This is a genomic window from Pseudomonas fjordensis (assembly GCF_976987115.1).
The window spans coordinates 6,850,422-6,866,437 of the sequence record NZ_OZ336860.1 but is presented as its reverse complement, the minus strand read 5'-3'; the positions used below and the strand labels follow the sequence as shown (position 1 = coordinate 6,866,437).

The following is a 16,016-nucleotide window of genomic DNA, read 5'->3' as shown; positions in this document are numbered from 1 at the left end:
ATTCGCGGCAGCTTTCTGAAAGCTTTCACTTGTTACTCTTTAACTCAGAAATAATTGAGCTCTGGAGATAATTATGAAAGCAATGACAGCAATGAAAGGATTTTTTGCCGCTACTATTTTGACCTTATCTGCTTTGGCCATGGCTGAGGGAGGCGGTGACCGCGTTTATGGTCGAATGATGCAAGAGAACCAACAGGCAATGGAACAATACGCCTCAAGAAATGGTAAGACACCTCCTGAAATTGTTCATTATGAATATGGTATGAACCTCGATATCCAGAAGGTCGTCAGTGTCACACAAGCCAATAAAACCTGTGGTATTGCTCCTTCGCGCATGACCTACGAAGACTCTACCGGCAAGCTTAACACCGTGGAATATAAGGTTATGGCCGACAACTGCCCACATGGAAGCTAGACCATGCAAATTATTTAAGCGCAACATAATTTTCCGTTTGTCCGAACAAGCTTACTGCCCGCTGACGTAGAAGTAATTTTCAGGACAGGCTGAAGTTATCCATTTTATGAAATCATCTCTGTCAGTTGAAAGGTTTCTAACGCGCAGTGAAGTATTGCTCAACCACCAGATACATCCCGCCTCCTTGTTTCTCCTTTGGTTTGGGAGGCGGTTTAGGCGCCCTAGTGGCGCCTTTTTTACGTTCAAAATGAGCTATGTCCTCTGCACTGCCATGACCCTGACCATGCAGGAACAAGATTAGAAGATCAGTTTCCGGGGTATTCAGCAATGACGTGGTCTGTGCCTGCTTTGGACAAGCCGATTACCTTATAAGCGTCATGTTTCCCGTCCACTTCCATTCCTGGGGAGCCGGCCGGCATGCCAGGAACGGCGATCCCGAGAAGGTCGTCACGTTTGCTCATCGCAATGATTTGCTCGGCGGGCACGTGACCTTCAACAAACTTTCCATTGATCATTGCTGTGTGGCAGGACGAGAGTCGTGGAGCAACACCGAGATCCTGCTTGACCGCGCTCATGTTGGTTTCTACATGATCAACGACGGTGAAGCCGTTAGCTTCAAGGTGCTGGATCCACTTCTTGCAGCATCCACAGTTAGCGTCACGATGGACGTCGATCGTCAGCGACTCTGCTGCATGACCAGCTGAACTGATAAACAGAGCCGCAAATGCAGCGAGGCGAAGTGCCCGACCGGGACGAAGAAAGTTATTTCGCATGGGTATGTTCCTTCCCATCAGCGTGGGTATGAGTTTTTGGCTGAGTGGCCGGAGTTTCAGGGGCGTCATGTGAAGCCTCCACAACCTGAGGATGGGCGTGTTCGGTACTTTCATCCTGAGAAGGCGCTGCGGCCGCCTCATGGGCATGAGCGCTGTTTCTCTCGCCATGATGGTCGCCTGCTTCGGCTATCTCTTCGGCTGCACTCGCGTCATGATGCCCCGCGACAACGCCTTTTTGGCCCTCATGCTGGCCTTCATGGTTATGCATTTTGCTCTCACCGCCACCGTGTTGATGACCACCGCTGCTGGTTGCTAGAGCTTTGTATTGCTCTGCATCCAATGAAGGCAGTTGCTGGAGAAAAGCGACCATTCCCCATATGTAGGGATCGGCCATGCTTTTACCCCAAGCGGGCATGCCTGTGGATTTGATTCCATGCTTGATGATCCAGAAAGCTGCGGCAGGGTTTCCATCAACGCCCAGTTTTGAAAGATTCGGAGGTGCAGGGTAAAGGCTATTACTTAACTCGGTTCCTGCAATACCCGGAGCCAGATGGCAACCGATGCACATAGAGTTGTAGTTGCCAGCACCTGCGCGGATGAGAGCTTCTTCGCTCAGGTCGGGGACTTTAATGTCGCGTGAGCGCACTTCGATCGAGCGATCCCGAGCGGTGGAAAGTAGCGCGTAAACGGGATCGGAATGTGGTTCATCCGCCCCAACATTGATCACACCAAAATAAACCACGCCGGCACCTGTTATTGCGGCAACCACCCCGGCAGCAGTCAATGTTTTCAATGTTCTTTTCATGTCAGGCCCTCAAAACCACATCCGAATACCGGCGACAAACCGGGCCTCGTTGGCATCCTCTCCTTCATCGCTGGCCAGATCTGCCGTATTGCCGTAGGAGCGGCTCCAGCTAACACCAATGTAAGGGGCAAATTGGCGAACAATCTCATAACGCAATCGGAGCCCTACTTCGGTGTTTGCCAATCCAGACCCAATGCCGCGCTGGGGATCATTTTTTCCGTAAAAATTGGCTTCGGCCGTCGGCTGCAAGATCAGGCGATTGGTCAGCAGAATGTCGTAGTCGCCTTCCAATCGAGCAGCGGTTTGACCGTTCTCACCGATGTAGGCGGTCGCTTCGGCTTCAAAGTTATAGAGGGCCATGCCCTGAATACCGAGCGCTCCCCAAGTTTGTGGTGACCCGGGTTTGAAGTCTTGTCGTACGCCGGTGACGACATCCCACCATGGACCGATGGAGTGCCCCCAAAGTGCTGAGAGTTCAGCGTTTTCCGTTACGCCATTGGTACGTTCGCCTTCCGAGCGCAACCACAGTCGGTCAACGTCACCGCCGATCCATCCTTTTGCATCCCAGGCCAATGCACTACCGTTGTCAGCATCCTGGTACTCAAATTTATCCAGCAGCATGAAGGAATTTAGTTTTTTGTCGTGGACACCATGACCAGCGACATCTGGAAAGGCGGCTGCACGGTCAGCGTCGGTAAGTACGGGGACTGGGGTTCGACTGGTGGTAGTCGCCCCTCCATCCATACTTTCCATTCCGTCCATTTGCCCGTCATCCATACTCATCTTGCTGTGATCCATAGCCCCCATCTTGCTATGGTCCATAGCTCCGATTGAGCCGTGGTCCATCTTGGAGTGATCCATCTCTTCAGCGGCGTGAACCACGACAAAGAAAGCAGGACTGGTAGAGACTGCCAGTGCTATCAACGTTGGGCGTAAAAACTTACTGGTCATGATCTCAATCTGCCTTTTTGGTTTTTTGGTCATGATCCATCGACTCATGGCTCATCTTGCTGTGATCCATTGACCCGTGATCGGGCTTTGACTCGTTTGTCGCAGTTGGAGGCTTGCTCGTTGCTTCCGCAGGAGTAGCAGGTGAATGAACACTACTATCTTCGACTGCCAGCGCCACGGACGAGAGTCCACCCATCAAGCCGACGGCAAAGAGGCAACCGACCAGCGATTTACGATTTAGGTATGTGCTCACAGATCGTCTCCTTTACTCATCAACCCGTACTTCACGGAACATGCCCATTTCCATATGGAAAAGCAGGTGGCAGTGATAGGCCCAGCGACCTAAGGCATCGGCGGTGACTCGATAGCTGCGCTTGGTACCTGGTGGCATGTCGATTGTGTGCTTGCGCACCATGAACTTGCCGTTCTCATCTTCAAGGTCGCTCCACATGCCGTGAAGGTGGATGGGGTGGGTCATCATGGTGTCGTTCACCAGGGTGATACGCAGACGCTCCCCATACTTCAGACGAAGCGGCTCGGCGTCAGAGAATTTGATGCCGTTGAAGGACCACGAAAACTTCTCCATGTGACCGGTCAGATGAAGCTCAATGGTGCGATTGGGCTCGCGACCGTCAGGGTCTTGGAAGGTGCTTTTCAGGTCTGAGTAGGTGAGCACTCGACGACCATTGTTTCGTAACCCGATGCCTGGATCGTTTAGCTTGGGCGTTGGGTTCATGGCTTGCATGTCAACCAACGGGTTGTTGGTTTCGGACGCTGGGTGAGTTTGCATTTCGCCACCCATACCGCCCATCCCTGCCATCTTGCTGTGGTCCATGCCAGCCATGTTGGACATGTCGCCTTTGTCCATTCCCGCCATCTTGCTGTGGTCCATGCCGGCCATGTTGGACATGTCGCCTTTGTCCATTCCCGCCATCTTGCTGTGGTCCATACCGGCCATGTTAGTCATGTCACCGCTGTCCATGCCGGTCATCCCGGTCATGTCACTTTGGTCCATTCCCGCCATTTTGCTGTGGTCCATGCCCGCCATGCCTGACATGTCACCTTGTTTCATATCGCCGCCGCCCATACCAGCCATGCTGCCATGGTCCATGCCCGCCATACCGCCCATACCCATGTCATCCATGGTCAAAAGCGGCCGAGGATCGATCGCAGGTACCTGTGCCTTTAATCCTTCGCGAACTGCCAAGGTTCCACGTGCATAACCGGTTCTATCCATGGACTGGGCGAAGATTGTGTAAGCTTCTTCGCTGGCAGGTTCTACGATCACGTCATACGTTTCTGCCACGGCGATGCGGAATTCATCGACGCTGACTGGTTCGACATGTTGGCCGTCAGCCGCCACAACGGTCATTTTCAAACCAGGGATGCGGACGTCGAAATAGCTCATAGCTGAGCCGTTGATAAAGCGCAGGCGCAGCTTCTCGCCCGGCTTGAAAATACCGGTCCAGTTACCGTTAGGCGCCTGGCCATTCATGAGATAGGTGTAAGTATCCCCACTGACGTCTGCGAGATCAGTGGGGTTCATTTTCATTTCAGCCCACATCTTCCGGTCGGCCACGGCAGCAGACCAACCTTGCTTGCTGACGTCGTCGATAAAGTCGCCCACGGTACGTTTGTGGTGATTGTAGTAGTCCGATTGCTTCTTGAGCTTGGCCATGACGCGACTAGGATCTTCATCGGTCCAGTCAGTCAACATCACCACATAATCGCGGTTGTATTGAAAAGGTTCAGGCTCTTTCGAGTCGATGACGATTGGACCGTAAACGCCTGCCTGCTCCTGCAAACCAGAGTGGCTGTGGTACCAGTACGTACCGTTCTGATGCACCTTGAATTTGTACTCGTACATGCCATCGGGCGCGATGCCATGGAAACTCAAACCCGGTACACCGTCCATATTGGCGGGCAGAATGATCCCGTGCCAATGAATGGAGGTGTCTTGGTCTAGGCGATTTTTCACACGCAGTGTGACCGTCTCGCCTTCGCGCCAGCGCAGCAAAGGTCCGGGCAACGAACCATTGATGGTCATGGCTGTGCGCGGCGAGCCAGTTATGTTTACAGGGGTTTCACCAATAAACAGATCAAATTCGTTACCGGTGAGAACGCTCGGCAGACCAGGACTGGTCACTGCCCATACAGGAGTGCGCCACAGACCCAGGCCGCCGAGAATGCCACCAGCGGCCAGGCCTTTAACGAATGTCCGCCTAGAGGTTTTGGAATGCATGCCGTTTATGTCCGATCAGTCAAAAGGGAAGCCGTGCGAAACAACCAATGAGTTGCTCAAACAGGTGAAGGCACTCTCTCGGGGGGTGTAATGAGCCCGAATGAGCTCGCTCGCCGTCACTAAAAACGAGTTCTTACGGCAAGCGAGCTCAGAAATTGCCACATTTGAACCACCACAGTGATTACATTTCTGTCAGCTTGGGAGCGCAGCAAGCTATTCAGCAATTCTTGTGGTCCGTCGATTTGGCTTGGCTTTCTGCGATGGGAGGTTGGGTGCTTTGCTTTTGGGCTACTTGATACGATTCCATTGAATTATTCCTAGCCGCTTCCATACGTGCGAACGCCCGGTCACCACCGCCTTCAGCCATTGCCAAAGAAGAGACGGTCAGGGCTGCGATGACGAACAAAGTTTTGATGGGGTTCATTTGAATTTCCTCGGATGAGTATTGGTAACCCCCGAATCCACATCAAGTGATGATTCTTAGGGGTGAGCTTAAGGCTCAATAGGACTATAAGACTCATCCCCTGTCAGGAACCTTAGGTGAATATTACAGTTGTGTCAGGTTGCGATATTTCTCTTGAGGAACACGCTATTTAATCCGTAAGGTCTCGATCTTCCAGCGTCACACCGCTATTTACTGAGTATCAGTTTGAGGTGCGTGACTTTGTAAGTTTCCGTTAACTTTCAAGGGGAAGATGTTTTTTTAGTTTCTTTACTGGAACTGCATATCTGAACCTGGATGCACCGCGTCAACACTTAAGTGTTCGATGTTCATGGGAAATAGTAGCGCTACTGAGGGTGATTTAGCGTGAGTATTAATTTTGAGAAAGCGCTTGGCTTCGCAGAAAGAGCGTTAATTTATCGTAGTCAAAGAGCTGAGATCCTGAGTAACAATATCGCAAACGCTGATACGCCGAACTTCAAGGCCCGAGACTTAGATTTTTCTACTGTGCTTGCAAGCCAGACAACAGAAACTCCTGCTACTCCGTTTTATTTGAAAACAACAAATGTAAAACACGTTACCGAAAAAGAATCAGCAGGTGATATTTACGGAGGTGCGTTGCTTTACAGCACACCAGCTCAACCTGCCATTGATCAAAATACTGTCGATCAGCAGGTCGAGGTCGCAAAATACACAGAAAATGGAATACGTTTCGACGCCGCTTTTACTCGGTTGAATGGAGCATTCAAAGGTTTGCTCAAAGCTCTGCGAGGTGATTAGTAGCGCAAGGGCTTGCGAGCGGTAATTGTGGCCGACGCGGCTGCTTCGGTACTCCCTGAGGGTTCACCAAGGGGAGCCCCCTGCATACGGGGCTCTGACTAGGGGCAGGTGTCAGCATTCAAGCGCTGATCTGAGAAGGAAAACCTAACGCCTCGACAGCTTTACGAATCTGCTCTGGGCTTTCGCTGCTTTCAACACTCACCTTACCGGCTGACCGATCCACGGAAACCGTAGCTTCGTTGTCCAGTGACTGAATCGCTTTGGTAATTTTGCTGACGCAACTGCCGCAACCAATGCCTGATACATCTAAGACGAACATGGTTATTCCTCTCGTGCTGAGCGGTCTCTTTTCACCGCACCGACAGCATCAACGTTGACACGATGGCAAGGTCAATAGTTATCTGTTTCGGGTTGTGAGCGTCATTCATGGGTAATTGCACAGTCTGGACCACCCTTTTGCATTTGACCTAACCAGCCATTTGCATCGGATTCGACCAGTACGCTTCTTGGCCATGACCGGCAGAGAACGGCCAAAACCGGACGCTCATCACGAACGTCTGAAGCTTGAAAGCCTGACTGACAGGCCAACACGCACAGCACCTATTAACCCTGCCTTCGCAACCCCTTCTCCAGTTGGTCTCGCCAAAACCCTAGCTCTATAGGGCGGCTTTCCAAACGCCAAGATTAGGAGTAATGTAATACTGACTACATATTAAATAGCTATCTCTACATGAAAAATTGGCTGACTCTGATTCTTGGCTTACCCACCGCTAATGCCACCGAACGCATGCGGGCTTGGCGCGCTTTGAAAGCTTCAGGTGCGGCAGTTTTGCGCGATGGTGCTTACCTGCTGCCTGATACCGGTGTCTGTCGTGAAGCGTTAGCGTCTGTCGAACGCGACATCCTGGCCATCAACGGCACCGCTTACGTCTTGCCCGTCGTCGATTCTCACGGTGAGCGCTTTGTCGAGCTGTTCGACCGTAGCGAGGACTACACCAAGCTACGCACTGAGATCGAAGCATGCCGTGCACAGCTCAATGCTGAGAACGCACTGGCCACCACCAAGCAGATTCGCAAGCTGCGCAAAGCCTACGAACAACTGGTCAACATCGATTACTTTCCAGGTAAGCCGAAGCAGCAAATTAATTTGGCTTTGCAGGAGCTAGAGACAGCGGTTAGCAGGGCCCTGTCTCCGGATGAGCCACACAGCAGCAACCAAACAATAACGACACTCTATGTTGATGATTATCAGGGACGCGTCTGGGCAACACGCAAGCGTCCCTGGGTCGACCGACTGGCGTGTGCCTGGCTCATTCGTCGCTTCATTGACGCGCAAGCTCAGATCCTCTGGCTGAACACGCCACAGGACTGTCCAGTCGGTGCCCTGGGTTTTGATTTCGATGACGCAACCTTCAGCCATGTTGGTAACCGCGTCACCTTCGAAACCCTACAAGCCAGTTTTGAGCTTCAAGAGCCCGGCCTAAACCGTATCGCCGCATTGGTGCACTACCTCGATATCGGAGGTATCCAGCCGGTGGAGGCTGCCGGTATCGAACGGGTGCTGGCAGGGCTACGTGAAACCATTACCCATGACGACCATCTGCTGGCAGCTGCAAGTGCCATCTTCGATGGCCTGCTCGCCGGGTTCGTGAAAGAGGAGCAACCCAATGAGTAAGGTTTTGGCACCAGAGGTTGAAGAGGATATGTCGAGGCCTGAACCGATTAGTCTGCGTGAGGCGTTCTGGTTCTGGCTGAAGCTCGGCTTCATCAGTTTCGGCGGGCCAGCCGGACAGATCTCGATCATGCACCAGGAGCTGGTGGAACGGCGACGCTGGATTTCCGAGCGCAGATTCCTGCATGCCCTCAATTACTGCATGTTGTTGCCTGGGCCTGAAGCTCAGCAGTTAGCAACCTACATTGGCTGGCTAATGCATCGAACCTGGGGCGGAGTTATTGCGGGTGCTTTGTTTGTACTGCCCTCACTTTTCATCCTGATCGCTCTTTCGTGGATGTATATCGCCTTTGGCGATGTCCCCGCGGTGGCCGGACTTTTCTATGGGATCAAACCCGCCGTAACGGCCATCGTGGTGCAGGCGGCACATAGAATCGGCTCTCGGGCATTGAAGAACAATTGGCTGTGGGCAATAGCGGCGGCTTCATTTACCGCGATCTTTGCATTCAATGTTCCGTTCCCGCTGATCGTCTTGGGGGCCGCGTTAATCGGCTATGTCGGAGGTCGCCTGGCTCCCGAGAAGTTCAGAGCTGGGGGGCATAGCGCCGCCAAAAAGTCCTTCGGCCCAGCCTTGATCGATGACGACACTCCGTCCCCGGAACATGCCCGGTTCAGCTGGTTGAAATTGGCATCGCTCGCACTGATCGGCGCCGTGCTATGGGCTTTGCCGATGGGGATTTTGACCGCCCTCTTTGGTTGGGAAGGAACCTTGACCCAGATGAGCTGGTTCTTTACCAAGGCGGCATTACTGACCTTTGGCGGAGCCTACGCAGTGCTCCCATACGTCTACCAAGGCGCGGTCGGTCACTATGGCTGGCTAACCCCGACGCAGATGATCGACGGGCTGGCTCTGGGGGAAACCACGCCAGGGCCGCTGATCATGGTGGTGGCTTTCGTCGGCTTTGTCGGGGCCTATGTCTTGCAAGTATTCGGTGCCGATCAAGTATTTCTGGCGGGAGCTGTGGCCGCCGCCCTAGTGACCTGGTTCACCTTTCTACCATCGTTCCTGTTCATCCTCGCGGGTGGCCCGCTGGTGGAGTCGACCCACAACGAACTCAAGTTCACGGCACCCCTTACCGCCATTACGGCGGCGGTGGTGGGAGTTATCCTCAATCTGGCGTGTTTCTTCGGCTATCACGTACTTTGGCCGAAAGGCTTCAGCGGTAACCTGGACTGGCCCTCCGCGTTGATCGCGATTGCTGCGGCGATTGCCTTGTTCCGCTTCAAGCGAGGCGTCATTCAGGTACTGATGGCCTGCGCGCTCGTCGGGTTGGCTGTGCATTTGCTGCGCTAGAAAGCATGAATTGATTAGCAATCTTTGGCGGGCATTGGGCTCGCCTGACCACCCAGCCTATTGAGCTAGGCAGGAGGTGTTCCATGAGGTGGATTACCCGTGAACGACCCAAGATCGATCGGGTTGCTTGTCCTTGGCTGATCACTCGCTTTATCGATCCACAGGCCGAGTTCTTGTACGTACCCAGCGGTGATGTGCTGCGGATTGCAGCTGAGAAAGATGCGACACCCTACGACATTCCGGGCGTAGAGCTTACCCATGAGGGTGAGTTGTGCAGCTTCGACGCGTTTGTGAAGAAGTACCAGCTCAATGAGCCCGCCTTGCAGCAGCTCGCGAAGATCGTGCGGGGAGCAGATACCTCTCGTCTGGATCTGACGCCACAATCGGCTGGGCTGTACGCCATCTCACTGGGGCTGTCGCAGCGATATTCCGATGATCATGAAATGCTTTCGCATGGACTGATCCTGTACGACGCGCTTTATGCCTGGTGCAAGGAATGCCAAGGTGAATCGCACAACTGGCCTCCTCAAATGTAAAGAGACCAGCTCGCACTGAAGCCCAGCCTAGCGCTGGGCTTTTGCCGTTTAGTGGCAGTGGTAGTCGTTCGTTTTATGGTTGCGATGGCAACCTTTTGAATCAGTACCACCACTATGCGCGAAGGCAGCAGCGGACGAAATCGAAAGTAAAGCGGCGATCAAAAGGGCAGACAGTTTCATCAGGGCTTGCTCCATGCTCATGTTTTTATACTCGTGAGACCTCTCACGCCTTGCAGAGTATGGCCAATTGCCTTCATCGAGCAAGCAACTTCCTCGCTGTTTCCCTGACATTCGATGAAAGGCTGAGTGCCTATTTCTTGAGCTGTCCCCGCCTCTAGTTTAGGATGTTGTGATATCCCCCTAGGGAGGATATAAGAACATCTATAAACGAGAAACTCGTTGCTCTCTTTCTTCGAGAAATGCTCGACAATCTAGTGGTCACACGCCTCTCCATGTGAGATTTCTCATGCTGAAAATCCTAGCCAACCGCACCTACCGTCATCTCTTTCTCGCCCAAGTAATCGCGCTCGTAGGGACTGGACTCGCCACCGTCGCGCTGGGGCTACTGGCATTCGATCTTGCGGGCGCCCAAGCGGGCGCCGTCCTCGGTACAGCCTTGGCGATTAAAATGACGGCCTACATCGGCGTGGCGCCGATTGCCGCCGCTTTTGCAGAACGCCTACCCCGTCGAGCGATGCTGGTCTCGCTGGATTTGATACGTGCCGTGGTTGCACTGGCGTTGCCGTTCGTGACCGAAGTCTGGCAAATCTATGTGCTGATTTTCGTCCTTCAGTCCGCCTCGGCAGCGTTCACTCCGACGTTCCAGGCGACCATTCCAGACATACTGCCGGATGAGGACGATTACACCCGCGCCTTGTCGCTATCACGTCTCGCCTACGATCTTGAAAGTGTCGCCAGCCCAATGCTCGCCGCCGCGTTGCTGACCGTGATCAGCTTCCATAACCTGTTCGCCGGCACCGTCATCGGGTTCCTTGCCTCAGCGGCCTTGGTCGCCACAGTACTCCTGCCAAAGGCGAAACCGACGCCACGACGCAGCATCTACGAACGAACCACTCGTGGCCTGCGCATATTCCTGGCCACTCCTCGCTTGCGGGGGCTGCTGGCTCTCAATCTGACGGTAGCGGCTGCTAGTGCAATGGTCATCGTCAACACCGTAGTGCTGGTGCAGTCGCGCTTCGCTCTGCCTCAGAGTTCTACGGCATTAGCGCTGGCTGCGTTTGGTGGCGGCTCGATGGTCGCTGCCCTGGTCTTGCCTCGATTGTTGAAAAACATCAAAGACCGAACGGCCATGCTGTTTGGCGGAGGCATATTGGTCGCAGGCTTAGCGGTTGGCATCAACCTGACCACCTACAACTTTCTGCTGCCGCTGTGGATGGTGCTTGGGGTGGGCTACTCCTTGGCCCAGACTCCGAGCGGTCGACTGTTGCGTCGCTCTGCACATGCCGAAGATCGCCCGGCGTTGTTTGCCGCCCAATTTGCGCTATCCCATGCCTGCTGGTTGATTACCTACCCATTGGCGGGATGGCTGGGTGCCAACATCAGCCTCACGGCCTCGTTTGTTGGGCTCGTTGTCGTGGCAGGTAGCGCATTGGCGGTCAGCATCGTGATCTGGCGTCCGGCCCATGATCAAGAGAGTATCAGGCACAGCCATGAGAATCTGTCGGATGACCATACTCACCTGGACGGACACAGCGGCACCGATCATGAACATCCATATGTCATTGATGATCAACATCGTCGCTGGCCGAATAGGTAACCGCGTCAACACCTGCTTTAAGGCTGCTCCAGGCAAACTGCATGATTGGCCGCCAAAATCTGAAGAGACCAGCTCGCCCTGAAAGTCAGCCTGGAGCAGGCCGGTTCCTCGAAGCACTGCCGTGGGAGTACTGCGTGCTGCAAAGCAACGGCAGATATGCACTCCATCGCTCAATCCAGAATTCACGGATCGACTTGAACATGCCGGCTGATCGGTATGTTATTATGTAACTATAAAAATCAATGAGTGATGCCGCCTTGCCTCGCCTCTCTTCCCTTTTGCCCGCCGTGACCCTGACTTGGTTGGTGGCCGCCTCGGCCTTCGCCGAACCCCGTGTTCTAACCAGCATCAAACCGCTGCAACTCATTGCTGCGGCCGTGCAGGACGGTGTCGGGACACCTGATGTGTTACTACCAGCCGGTGCTTCACCTCACCATTACACGTTACGTCCTTCGGACTTGCGTCAGGTAAAAGAAGCAGACCTGGTTTACTGGATCGGGCCAGACTTGGAGGGCTTTCTGCCTACCGTACTTGAGGGCCGAAAGGGCAAGAGCGTGGCTGTGCAGGACATGCAGGGGCTGCACCTAAGGCATTTTGGCGAGGAGCATCGACATGACGACGAGCCTGTCGGAGATCAATCTGAGGGGCATGATGCAAAAGAGCAGGCAACAGAATTGCAGGTCGATAATCATGACCAACTTCATCGACCCGGTGCACTGGATGCCCACCTCTGGCTGAGACCTGAGAATGCACGGTTGATCGCCAAACACATGGCTTCGGATCTGGCTCTTGTCGATCCAGGCAATGCCGCTCGCTACCAAGCAAATCTGGATGCCTTCGAGCAACGCTTAAAAACCCTCGATATCAAACTAAAAGCGCGCCTCAAGCCGCTGGAAGGCAAACCGTTCTTCGTCTTCCACCAGGCTTTCGACTACTTTGAGGAGGCCTACGGATTGCAGCACACTGGAGTTTTCGCAATCAACGCCGAGGTCCCGCCTGGTGCACGCCACGTCGCAGAGATGCGAGAGCGCCTCAAGGCTGCTGGACCTACCTGTATATTTAGCGAACCACCCATGCGTCCACGTCTGGCGCAAACCTTGAGCGATGGCCTGCCAGTGCATTTTGCCGAACTAGATGCGCTGGGCTTTGGTCTAAAACCCTTGTCCAACAACTACGAGCAATTGCTGATGAATCTCAGCGATGGTCTTGCTGGGTGTCTTGATCAACTTTGAAATGGAATTATGCATACGATTGAGCCGAACTGGATGATGATCGGCACAATATTTCGGGCCATAGGTCATCGCCTTTTCAGTGAAGATACGCATCTATGGCTTTGATGGGATTGCCAGACATGTCCTGCGTCAGCTTCTGCGCGGCCTCAATCTCTTGTGGCGTCATTGAAGCGGTAATCCTATCGCGCTCTTCTAACGCAATGCTGTCAGGAGCGCTCGCGGCCGCCAGGCTAAAGAGCGCATAAGCTACCACGTGATTCTGCGGCACCCCATAACCATTGGCGTATAGCACTCCGAGGTTGGATCGAGCGAGGGCTGCCCCCTGCTCGGCAGCGAGGCGATACCACTTGATGGCCTCCTTGAAGTCCTGCGGCACGCCTTTGCCCTGGACGTACATCATTCCGAGGTTGGATTGTGCGGCAGCGTTGCCCTGTTCAGCTAAAGGTCGCCATTCACGTAAAGCGGCGGTGAAATCTCCTCGCTGAAAAGCCGAGAAACCTTCATCGAAACCTGCATAGACCGTGTTCAGAACACCAAGCAGCACAAGGTAAACTGGTACATGGCGGGCGTGCATGGCGAATCCTGATTTTGTCTTGGAGCACTATCGATAATCCTAGCAAAGAATCCACCCGTCACCTTTAAGCCATGATCCGTATACCTACTTAAGGGATGTGCTGGCGTGGCCTCCTCTACCGCGAGCGAGTGAAATTGAAGAATTGCCGCCGCATAAGTGCGAACCACAAGGGCGGCCCAAGGTTGCCGTGCGCTCAGGTACTACTAAATTGAGGTTTTTGGCCAGACCAGTAAATTCGGTTCATGGGCGAGTGCCTTTCCCTTAGCGGCCGAGTCAAAGTTCAACTATGACGCCATACTTTTACCGAGGAAATCAGGAGAATGGCGGCGAGCAACGGGAGGAGATATGTTGTCGGGATCAGACCTAGTAATTGCCCGCCGATGAATGTTCCTATGATGGAACCCGCTGCCATGACCAGTATGAATGGCCGTTGAGCGCGGATTATCGAAAAGCTCTGGTCGCGGCTGTATCGCGTGAAACCCACAATCATTGTGGGCAGGCTCACAGCAAGTGAAAGACTGCCAGCGAGCTTGATGTCAGCACCGAATAGTAGAACGATTGTGGGTATTAACAACTCACCGCCAGCAACCCCCATCAATGCAGCAACTACTCCGATACCGAAGCCAACCACGATCCCGACTATAGCCAGTGTCTCGCCTTGAAGCAGGGCGACCCCAGTTGCGCTTGCCTCATGGCCGAACAGCAAAGCAACAGCGATGCCTACGAGCAGCACTGCCAAAACGCGGTACAAGGTTTTACTCTTGAGCTTGGTTGCCCATCCCGCTCCAAACCAAGCACCCGCAAGGCTTCCAGCCAGAAGCGTGACGATGATGTCCCACCGTTCAAAGACCGCAGAGTAGGGAACGCTGAATGCGCGAAATGGAAGAGCTGTGGCTACCACCACGAGGCTCATGGCCTTGTTGAGAATGACAGCCTCCAACGCACCGAAACCAAACAATCCGATGAGTAGTGGCAGCCTGAACTCTGCGCCACCCAAGCCAATCAGCCCACCTAGGGCACCGATAATAGTGCCGCTACCAAATACTATTGGTTTGTTTTTTTCTCTACTTGAGGTCATTGCTCATTTTTCTTTTCAGCGCCCTGAAACTACAAAGCTAGACTAGGATCTTTCCTGGTCCTTCTGCCAAGCTAGATAAGTGTTCACTGGAGGGCGTCGGCTGAAGTGTTGCCGTAGCCCATCAAACAAAGAGTTCGCCAACGCTTGCTGATGGCGTGCGCTGACTAACCGCTGGCAGTCCTGTGCGTTAGGGATGGTCTGAAGTAGCCATGTATTTCCCCGGCATACCACCTAGCGCAACTTTTAAACTCGCCAAATGATCAAAAAACAATCAATTCGACGAGTATTTCTTACGTTTTCGCCACCCGGACCCCACTCCGGTGGCCATTTCCCGCATTACAGGCGCACCTCTCCTGCATTCGTCAGTAAATGTCGGCGCGCCATCCACAGGTTCGACAGAGCGAACAGTGTCACCAGTTGCGCCGTGTTTTTGGCCAAGCCGCGAAAGCGCACCTTGGTGTAACCGAACTGGCGCTTGATTACCCGGAACGGATGCTCGACCTTGGCGCGCACCTGAGCCTTGGCCTTTTCAATCTTGCGCTTGGCTTTGTACAGCACGCTGCGCTTATCGAGTTTTTTGTAGGTGCTGCGGCGTGCCGCCACCTGCCAGATAACTTCACGTCCTTCATGCTCGGGCCGCTTTTCGACACCGGTGTAGCCTGCATCGGCGCAGACCACGTTTTCGTCGCCATGCAGCAATTTGTCCACCTGGGTGACATCCGCCACATTGGCCGCCGTGCCCACTACGCTGTGCACCAGACCCGATTCGTCATCGGCGCCGATGTGGGCCTTCATGCCAAAATAATACTGGTTTCCCTTCTTGGTCTGGTGCATTTCCGGGTCGCGCTTGCCGTCCTTGTTCTTGGTCGAACTGGGCGCATTGATCAGCGTTGCATCGACGATGGTGCCCTGGCGCAGCGACAGGCCGCGGTCGCCCAGATAGCCATTGATGACAGCGAGGATGCCGGCCGCCAGCTCGTGTTTCTCCAGCAAGCGGCGGAAGTTGAGAATGGTGGTTTCGTCGGGGATGCGCTCCAGGTTCAGCCCGGCAAACTGGCGCAGGATCGTGGTTTCGTACAGCGCTTCCTCCATCGCTGGATCGCTGTAGCCGAACCAGTTCTGCAGCAGATGCACACGCAGCATCGCCATCAACGGGTAGGCCGGACGGCCACCTTCACCTTTCGGATAATGTGGCTCGATCAAAGCAATCAAGCCCTTCCACGGCACCACCCGATCCATCTCGATCAGGAACAACTCCTTGCGGGTTTGCTTGCGCTTGCCAGCGTACTCGGCGTCGGCGAAGGTCATCTGCTTCATCGGGAAACTCGGTGGGTGGGGTCGCGGTATTTTGCCAAATCAGAAAGTCTTTTTCAGAGTTTCCCTAG

The 16,016-nt window shown here is 53.9% G+C and carries 18 protein-coding genes; 7 read left to right on the top strand and 11 right to left on the bottom strand.

All coding sequences use genetic code 11. The features are described from left to right. The first annotated feature begins 82 nt into the window (after positions 1 to 82). The gene (locus ACWHXD_RS31580) at positions 83 to 415 is read left to right on the top strand and encodes a DUF2790 domain-containing protein (protein WP_032874284.1); all 333 of its coding nucleotides are present in this window, start codon (positions 83 to 85) and stop codon (positions 413 to 415) included. A gap of 305 nt (positions 416 to 720) precedes the next feature. On the opposite strand, the gene ACWHXD_RS31575 is transcribed toward ACWHXD_RS31580, so the two are convergent. The 6 genes from ACWHXD_RS31575 to ACWHXD_RS31550 form a co-directional block, all read right to left on the bottom strand. Further along, positions 721 to 1,188 carry a DUF411 domain-containing protein gene (locus tag ACWHXD_RS31575; RefSeq protein ID WP_024078245.1) on the bottom strand — a complete coding sequence of 156 codons (468 nt, stop codon included), beginning with the start codon at positions 1,186 to 1,188 and terminating at the stop codon, positions 721 to 723. After that, positions 1,178 to 1,993: a c-type cytochrome gene (locus tag ACWHXD_RS31570; RefSeq protein ID WP_024078244.1), complete on the bottom strand. Its 816-nt coding sequence runs from the start codon at positions 1,991 to 1,993 to the stop codon at positions 1,178 to 1,180. The genes ACWHXD_RS31575 and ACWHXD_RS31570 overlap by 11 nt, the downstream gene beginning before the upstream one ends. A gap of 9 nt (positions 1,994 to 2,002) precedes the next feature. Next, a complete protein-coding gene (locus tag ACWHXD_RS31565; RefSeq protein ID WP_019821351.1) occupies positions 2,003 to 2,977 on the bottom strand; it encodes a copper resistance protein B in 975 nt (324 codons plus the stop codon). Further along, positions 2,949 to 3,197, bottom strand: a complete 249-nt coding sequence (locus tag ACWHXD_RS31560; RefSeq protein WP_154502361.1) for a hypothetical protein — start codon at positions 3,195 to 3,197, stop codon at positions 2,949 to 2,951. The genes ACWHXD_RS31565 and ACWHXD_RS31560 overlap by 29 nt, the downstream gene beginning before the upstream one ends. Before the next feature lie 12 nt (positions 3,198 to 3,209). Next, positions 3,210 to 5,186, bottom strand: coding sequence for a copper resistance system multicopper oxidase (locus ACWHXD_RS31555; protein WP_024078243.1), 1,977 nt, complete (start codon positions 5,184 to 5,186; stop codon positions 3,210 to 3,212). A 217-nt stretch (positions 5,187 to 5,403) separates the two neighbouring features. Next, positions 5,404 to 5,610 (bottom strand): co-regulatory protein PtrA N-terminal domain-containing protein, encoded by a 207-nt coding sequence (locus tag ACWHXD_RS31550; protein ID WP_019821356.1) that lies wholly within the window; start codon positions 5,608 to 5,610, stop codon positions 5,404 to 5,406. 384 nt (positions 5,611 to 5,994) lie between these two features. Here ACWHXD_RS31550 and flgB point away from each other — a divergent pair, with 384 nt between their 5' ends. Beyond that, positions 5,995 to 6,408 (top strand): flagellar basal body rod protein FlgB, encoded by a 414-nt coding sequence (flgB, locus tag ACWHXD_RS31545; protein ID WP_019821357.1) that lies wholly within the window; start codon positions 5,995 to 5,997, stop codon positions 6,406 to 6,408. Between the two features lie 118 nt (positions 6,409 to 6,526). Here flgB and ACWHXD_RS31540 read toward each other — a convergent pair whose 3' ends face one another. Next, positions 6,527 to 6,727, bottom strand: a complete 201-nt coding sequence (locus tag ACWHXD_RS31540) for a heavy-metal-associated domain-containing protein (protein ID WP_019821359.1) — start codon at positions 6,725 to 6,727, stop codon at positions 6,527 to 6,529. 411 nt (positions 6,728 to 7,138) lie between these two features. On the opposite strand from ACWHXD_RS31540, the gene ACWHXD_RS31535 reads away from it, so the two are divergent. The 3 genes from ACWHXD_RS31535 to ACWHXD_RS31525 all read left to right on the top strand — a co-directional run bounded on the left by ACWHXD_RS31535 (position 7,139) and on the right by ACWHXD_RS31525 (position 9,970). Continuing rightward, entirely contained in the window at positions 7,139 to 8,083 is a 945-nt protein-coding gene (locus ACWHXD_RS31535) for a chromate resistance protein ChrB domain-containing protein (RefSeq protein ID WP_024078242.1), read from the top strand. Then, the gene (chrA, locus tag ACWHXD_RS31530) at positions 8,076 to 9,434 is read left to right on the top strand and encodes a chromate efflux transporter (RefSeq protein ID WP_019821362.1); all 1,359 of its coding nucleotides are present in this window, start codon (positions 8,076 to 8,078) and stop codon (positions 9,432 to 9,434) included. Before ACWHXD_RS31535 ends, chrA begins: the two co-directional genes overlap by 8 nt. Before the next feature lie 83 nt (positions 9,435 to 9,517). Further along, the gene (locus tag ACWHXD_RS31525; protein ID WP_019821364.1) at positions 9,518 to 9,970 is read left to right on the top strand and encodes a chromate resistance protein ChrB domain-containing protein; all 453 of its coding nucleotides are present in this window, start codon (positions 9,518 to 9,520) and stop codon (positions 9,968 to 9,970) included. Between the two features lie 48 nt (positions 9,971 to 10,018). On the opposite strand, the gene ACWHXD_RS31520 is transcribed toward ACWHXD_RS31525, so the two are convergent. Further along, positions 10,019 to 10,150, bottom strand: coding sequence for a YHYH domain-containing protein (locus ACWHXD_RS31520; protein WP_094030665.1), 132 nt, complete (start codon positions 10,148 to 10,150; stop codon positions 10,019 to 10,021). A gap of 286 nt (positions 10,151 to 10,436) precedes the next feature. Between ACWHXD_RS31520 and ACWHXD_RS31515 the strand changes: the two genes are divergently transcribed. Next, positions 10,437 to 11,747: an MFS transporter gene (locus ACWHXD_RS31515; protein WP_019821365.1), complete on the top strand. Its 1,311-nt coding sequence runs from the start codon at positions 10,437 to 10,439 to the stop codon at positions 11,745 to 11,747. A gap of 242 nt (positions 11,748 to 11,989) precedes the next feature. Further along, positions 11,990 to 12,979 carry a zinc ABC transporter substrate-binding protein ZnuA gene (znuA, locus tag ACWHXD_RS31510; protein WP_019821367.1) on the top strand — a complete coding sequence of 330 codons (990 nt, stop codon included), beginning with the start codon at positions 11,990 to 11,992 and terminating at the stop codon, positions 12,977 to 12,979. Positions 12,980 to 13,055: 76 nt separating this feature from the next. On the opposite strand, the gene ACWHXD_RS31505 is transcribed toward znuA, so the two are convergent. The 3 genes from ACWHXD_RS31505 to ACWHXD_RS31495 form a co-directional block, all read right to left on the bottom strand. After that, the gene (locus ACWHXD_RS31505) at positions 13,056 to 13,553 is read right to left on the bottom strand and encodes a tetratricopeptide repeat protein (protein ID WP_019821370.1); all 498 of its coding nucleotides are present in this window, start codon (positions 13,551 to 13,553) and stop codon (positions 13,056 to 13,058) included. A gap of 280 nt (positions 13,554 to 13,833) precedes the next feature. Next, a complete protein-coding gene (locus tag ACWHXD_RS31500; RefSeq protein ID WP_019821372.1) occupies positions 13,834 to 14,631 on the bottom strand; it encodes a sulfite exporter TauE/SafE family protein in 798 nt (265 codons plus the stop codon). Positions 14,632 to 14,967: 336 nt separating this feature from the next. After that, positions 14,968 to 15,948: an IS5-like element IS1384 family transposase gene (locus ACWHXD_RS31495; RefSeq protein ID WP_010466230.1), complete on the bottom strand. Its 981-nt coding sequence runs from the start codon at positions 15,946 to 15,948 to the stop codon at positions 14,968 to 14,970. Positions 15,949 to 16,016 lie beyond the last annotated feature (68 nt).

Bases quoted from the DNA above. Each gene is read 5' to 3' on its own strand.
- ACWHXD_RS31515 (WP_019821365.1), top strand. From the start codon at position 10,437: ATGCTGAAAATCCTAGCCAACCGCACCTACCGTCATCTCTTTCTCGCC.
- ACWHXD_RS31580 (WP_032874284.1), top strand. From the start codon at position 83: ATGACAGCAATGAAAGGATTTTTTGCCGCTACTATTTTGACCTTATCT.
- ACWHXD_RS31550 (WP_019821356.1), bottom strand. From the start codon at position 5,610: ATGAACCCCATCAAAACTTTGTTCGTCATCGCAGCCCTGACCGTCTCT.
- ACWHXD_RS31555 (WP_024078243.1), bottom strand. From the start codon at position 5,186: ATGCATTCCAAAACCTCTAGGCGGACATTCGTTAAAGGCCTGGCCGCT.
- ACWHXD_RS31540 (WP_019821359.1), bottom strand. From the start codon at position 6,727: ATGTTCGTCTTAGATGTATCAGGCATTGGTTGCGGCAGTTGCGTCAGC.
- ACWHXD_RS31495 (WP_010466230.1), bottom strand. From the start codon at position 15,948: ATGAAGCAGATGACCTTCGCCGACGCCGAGTACGCTGGCAAGCGCAAG.
- chrA (WP_019821362.1), top strand. From the start codon at position 8,076: ATGAGTAAGGTTTTGGCACCAGAGGTTGAAGAGGATATGTCGAGGCCT.
- ACWHXD_RS31575 (WP_024078245.1), bottom strand. From the start codon at position 1,188: ATGCGAAATAACTTTCTTCGTCCCGGTCGGGCACTTCGCCTCGCTGCA.
- ACWHXD_RS31565 (WP_019821351.1), bottom strand. From the start codon at position 2,977: ATGACCAAAAAACCAAAAAGGCAGATTGAGATCATGACCAGTAAGTTT.
- ACWHXD_RS31500 (WP_019821372.1), bottom strand. From the start codon at position 14,631: ATGACCTCAAGTAGAGAAAAAAACAAACCAATAGTATTTGGTAGCGGC.
- znuA (WP_019821367.1), top strand. From the start codon at position 11,990: ATGAGTGATGCCGCCTTGCCTCGCCTCTCTTCCCTTTTGCCCGCCGTG.
- ACWHXD_RS31505 (WP_019821370.1), bottom strand. From the start codon at position 13,553: ATGCACGCCCGCCATGTACCAGTTTACCTTGTGCTGCTTGGTGTTCTG.
- ACWHXD_RS31525 (WP_019821364.1), top strand. From the start codon at position 9,518: ATGAGGTGGATTACCCGTGAACGACCCAAGATCGATCGGGTTGCTTGT.
- ACWHXD_RS31570 (WP_024078244.1), bottom strand. From the start codon at position 1,993: ATGAAAAGAACATTGAAAACATTGACTGCTGCCGGGGTGGTTGCCGCA.
- ACWHXD_RS31520 (WP_094030665.1), bottom strand. From the start codon at position 10,150: ATGAAACTGTCTGCCCTTTTGATCGCCGCTTTACTTTCGATTTCGTCC.
- ACWHXD_RS31535 (WP_024078242.1), top strand. From the start codon at position 7,139: ATGAAAAATTGGCTGACTCTGATTCTTGGCTTACCCACCGCTAATGCC.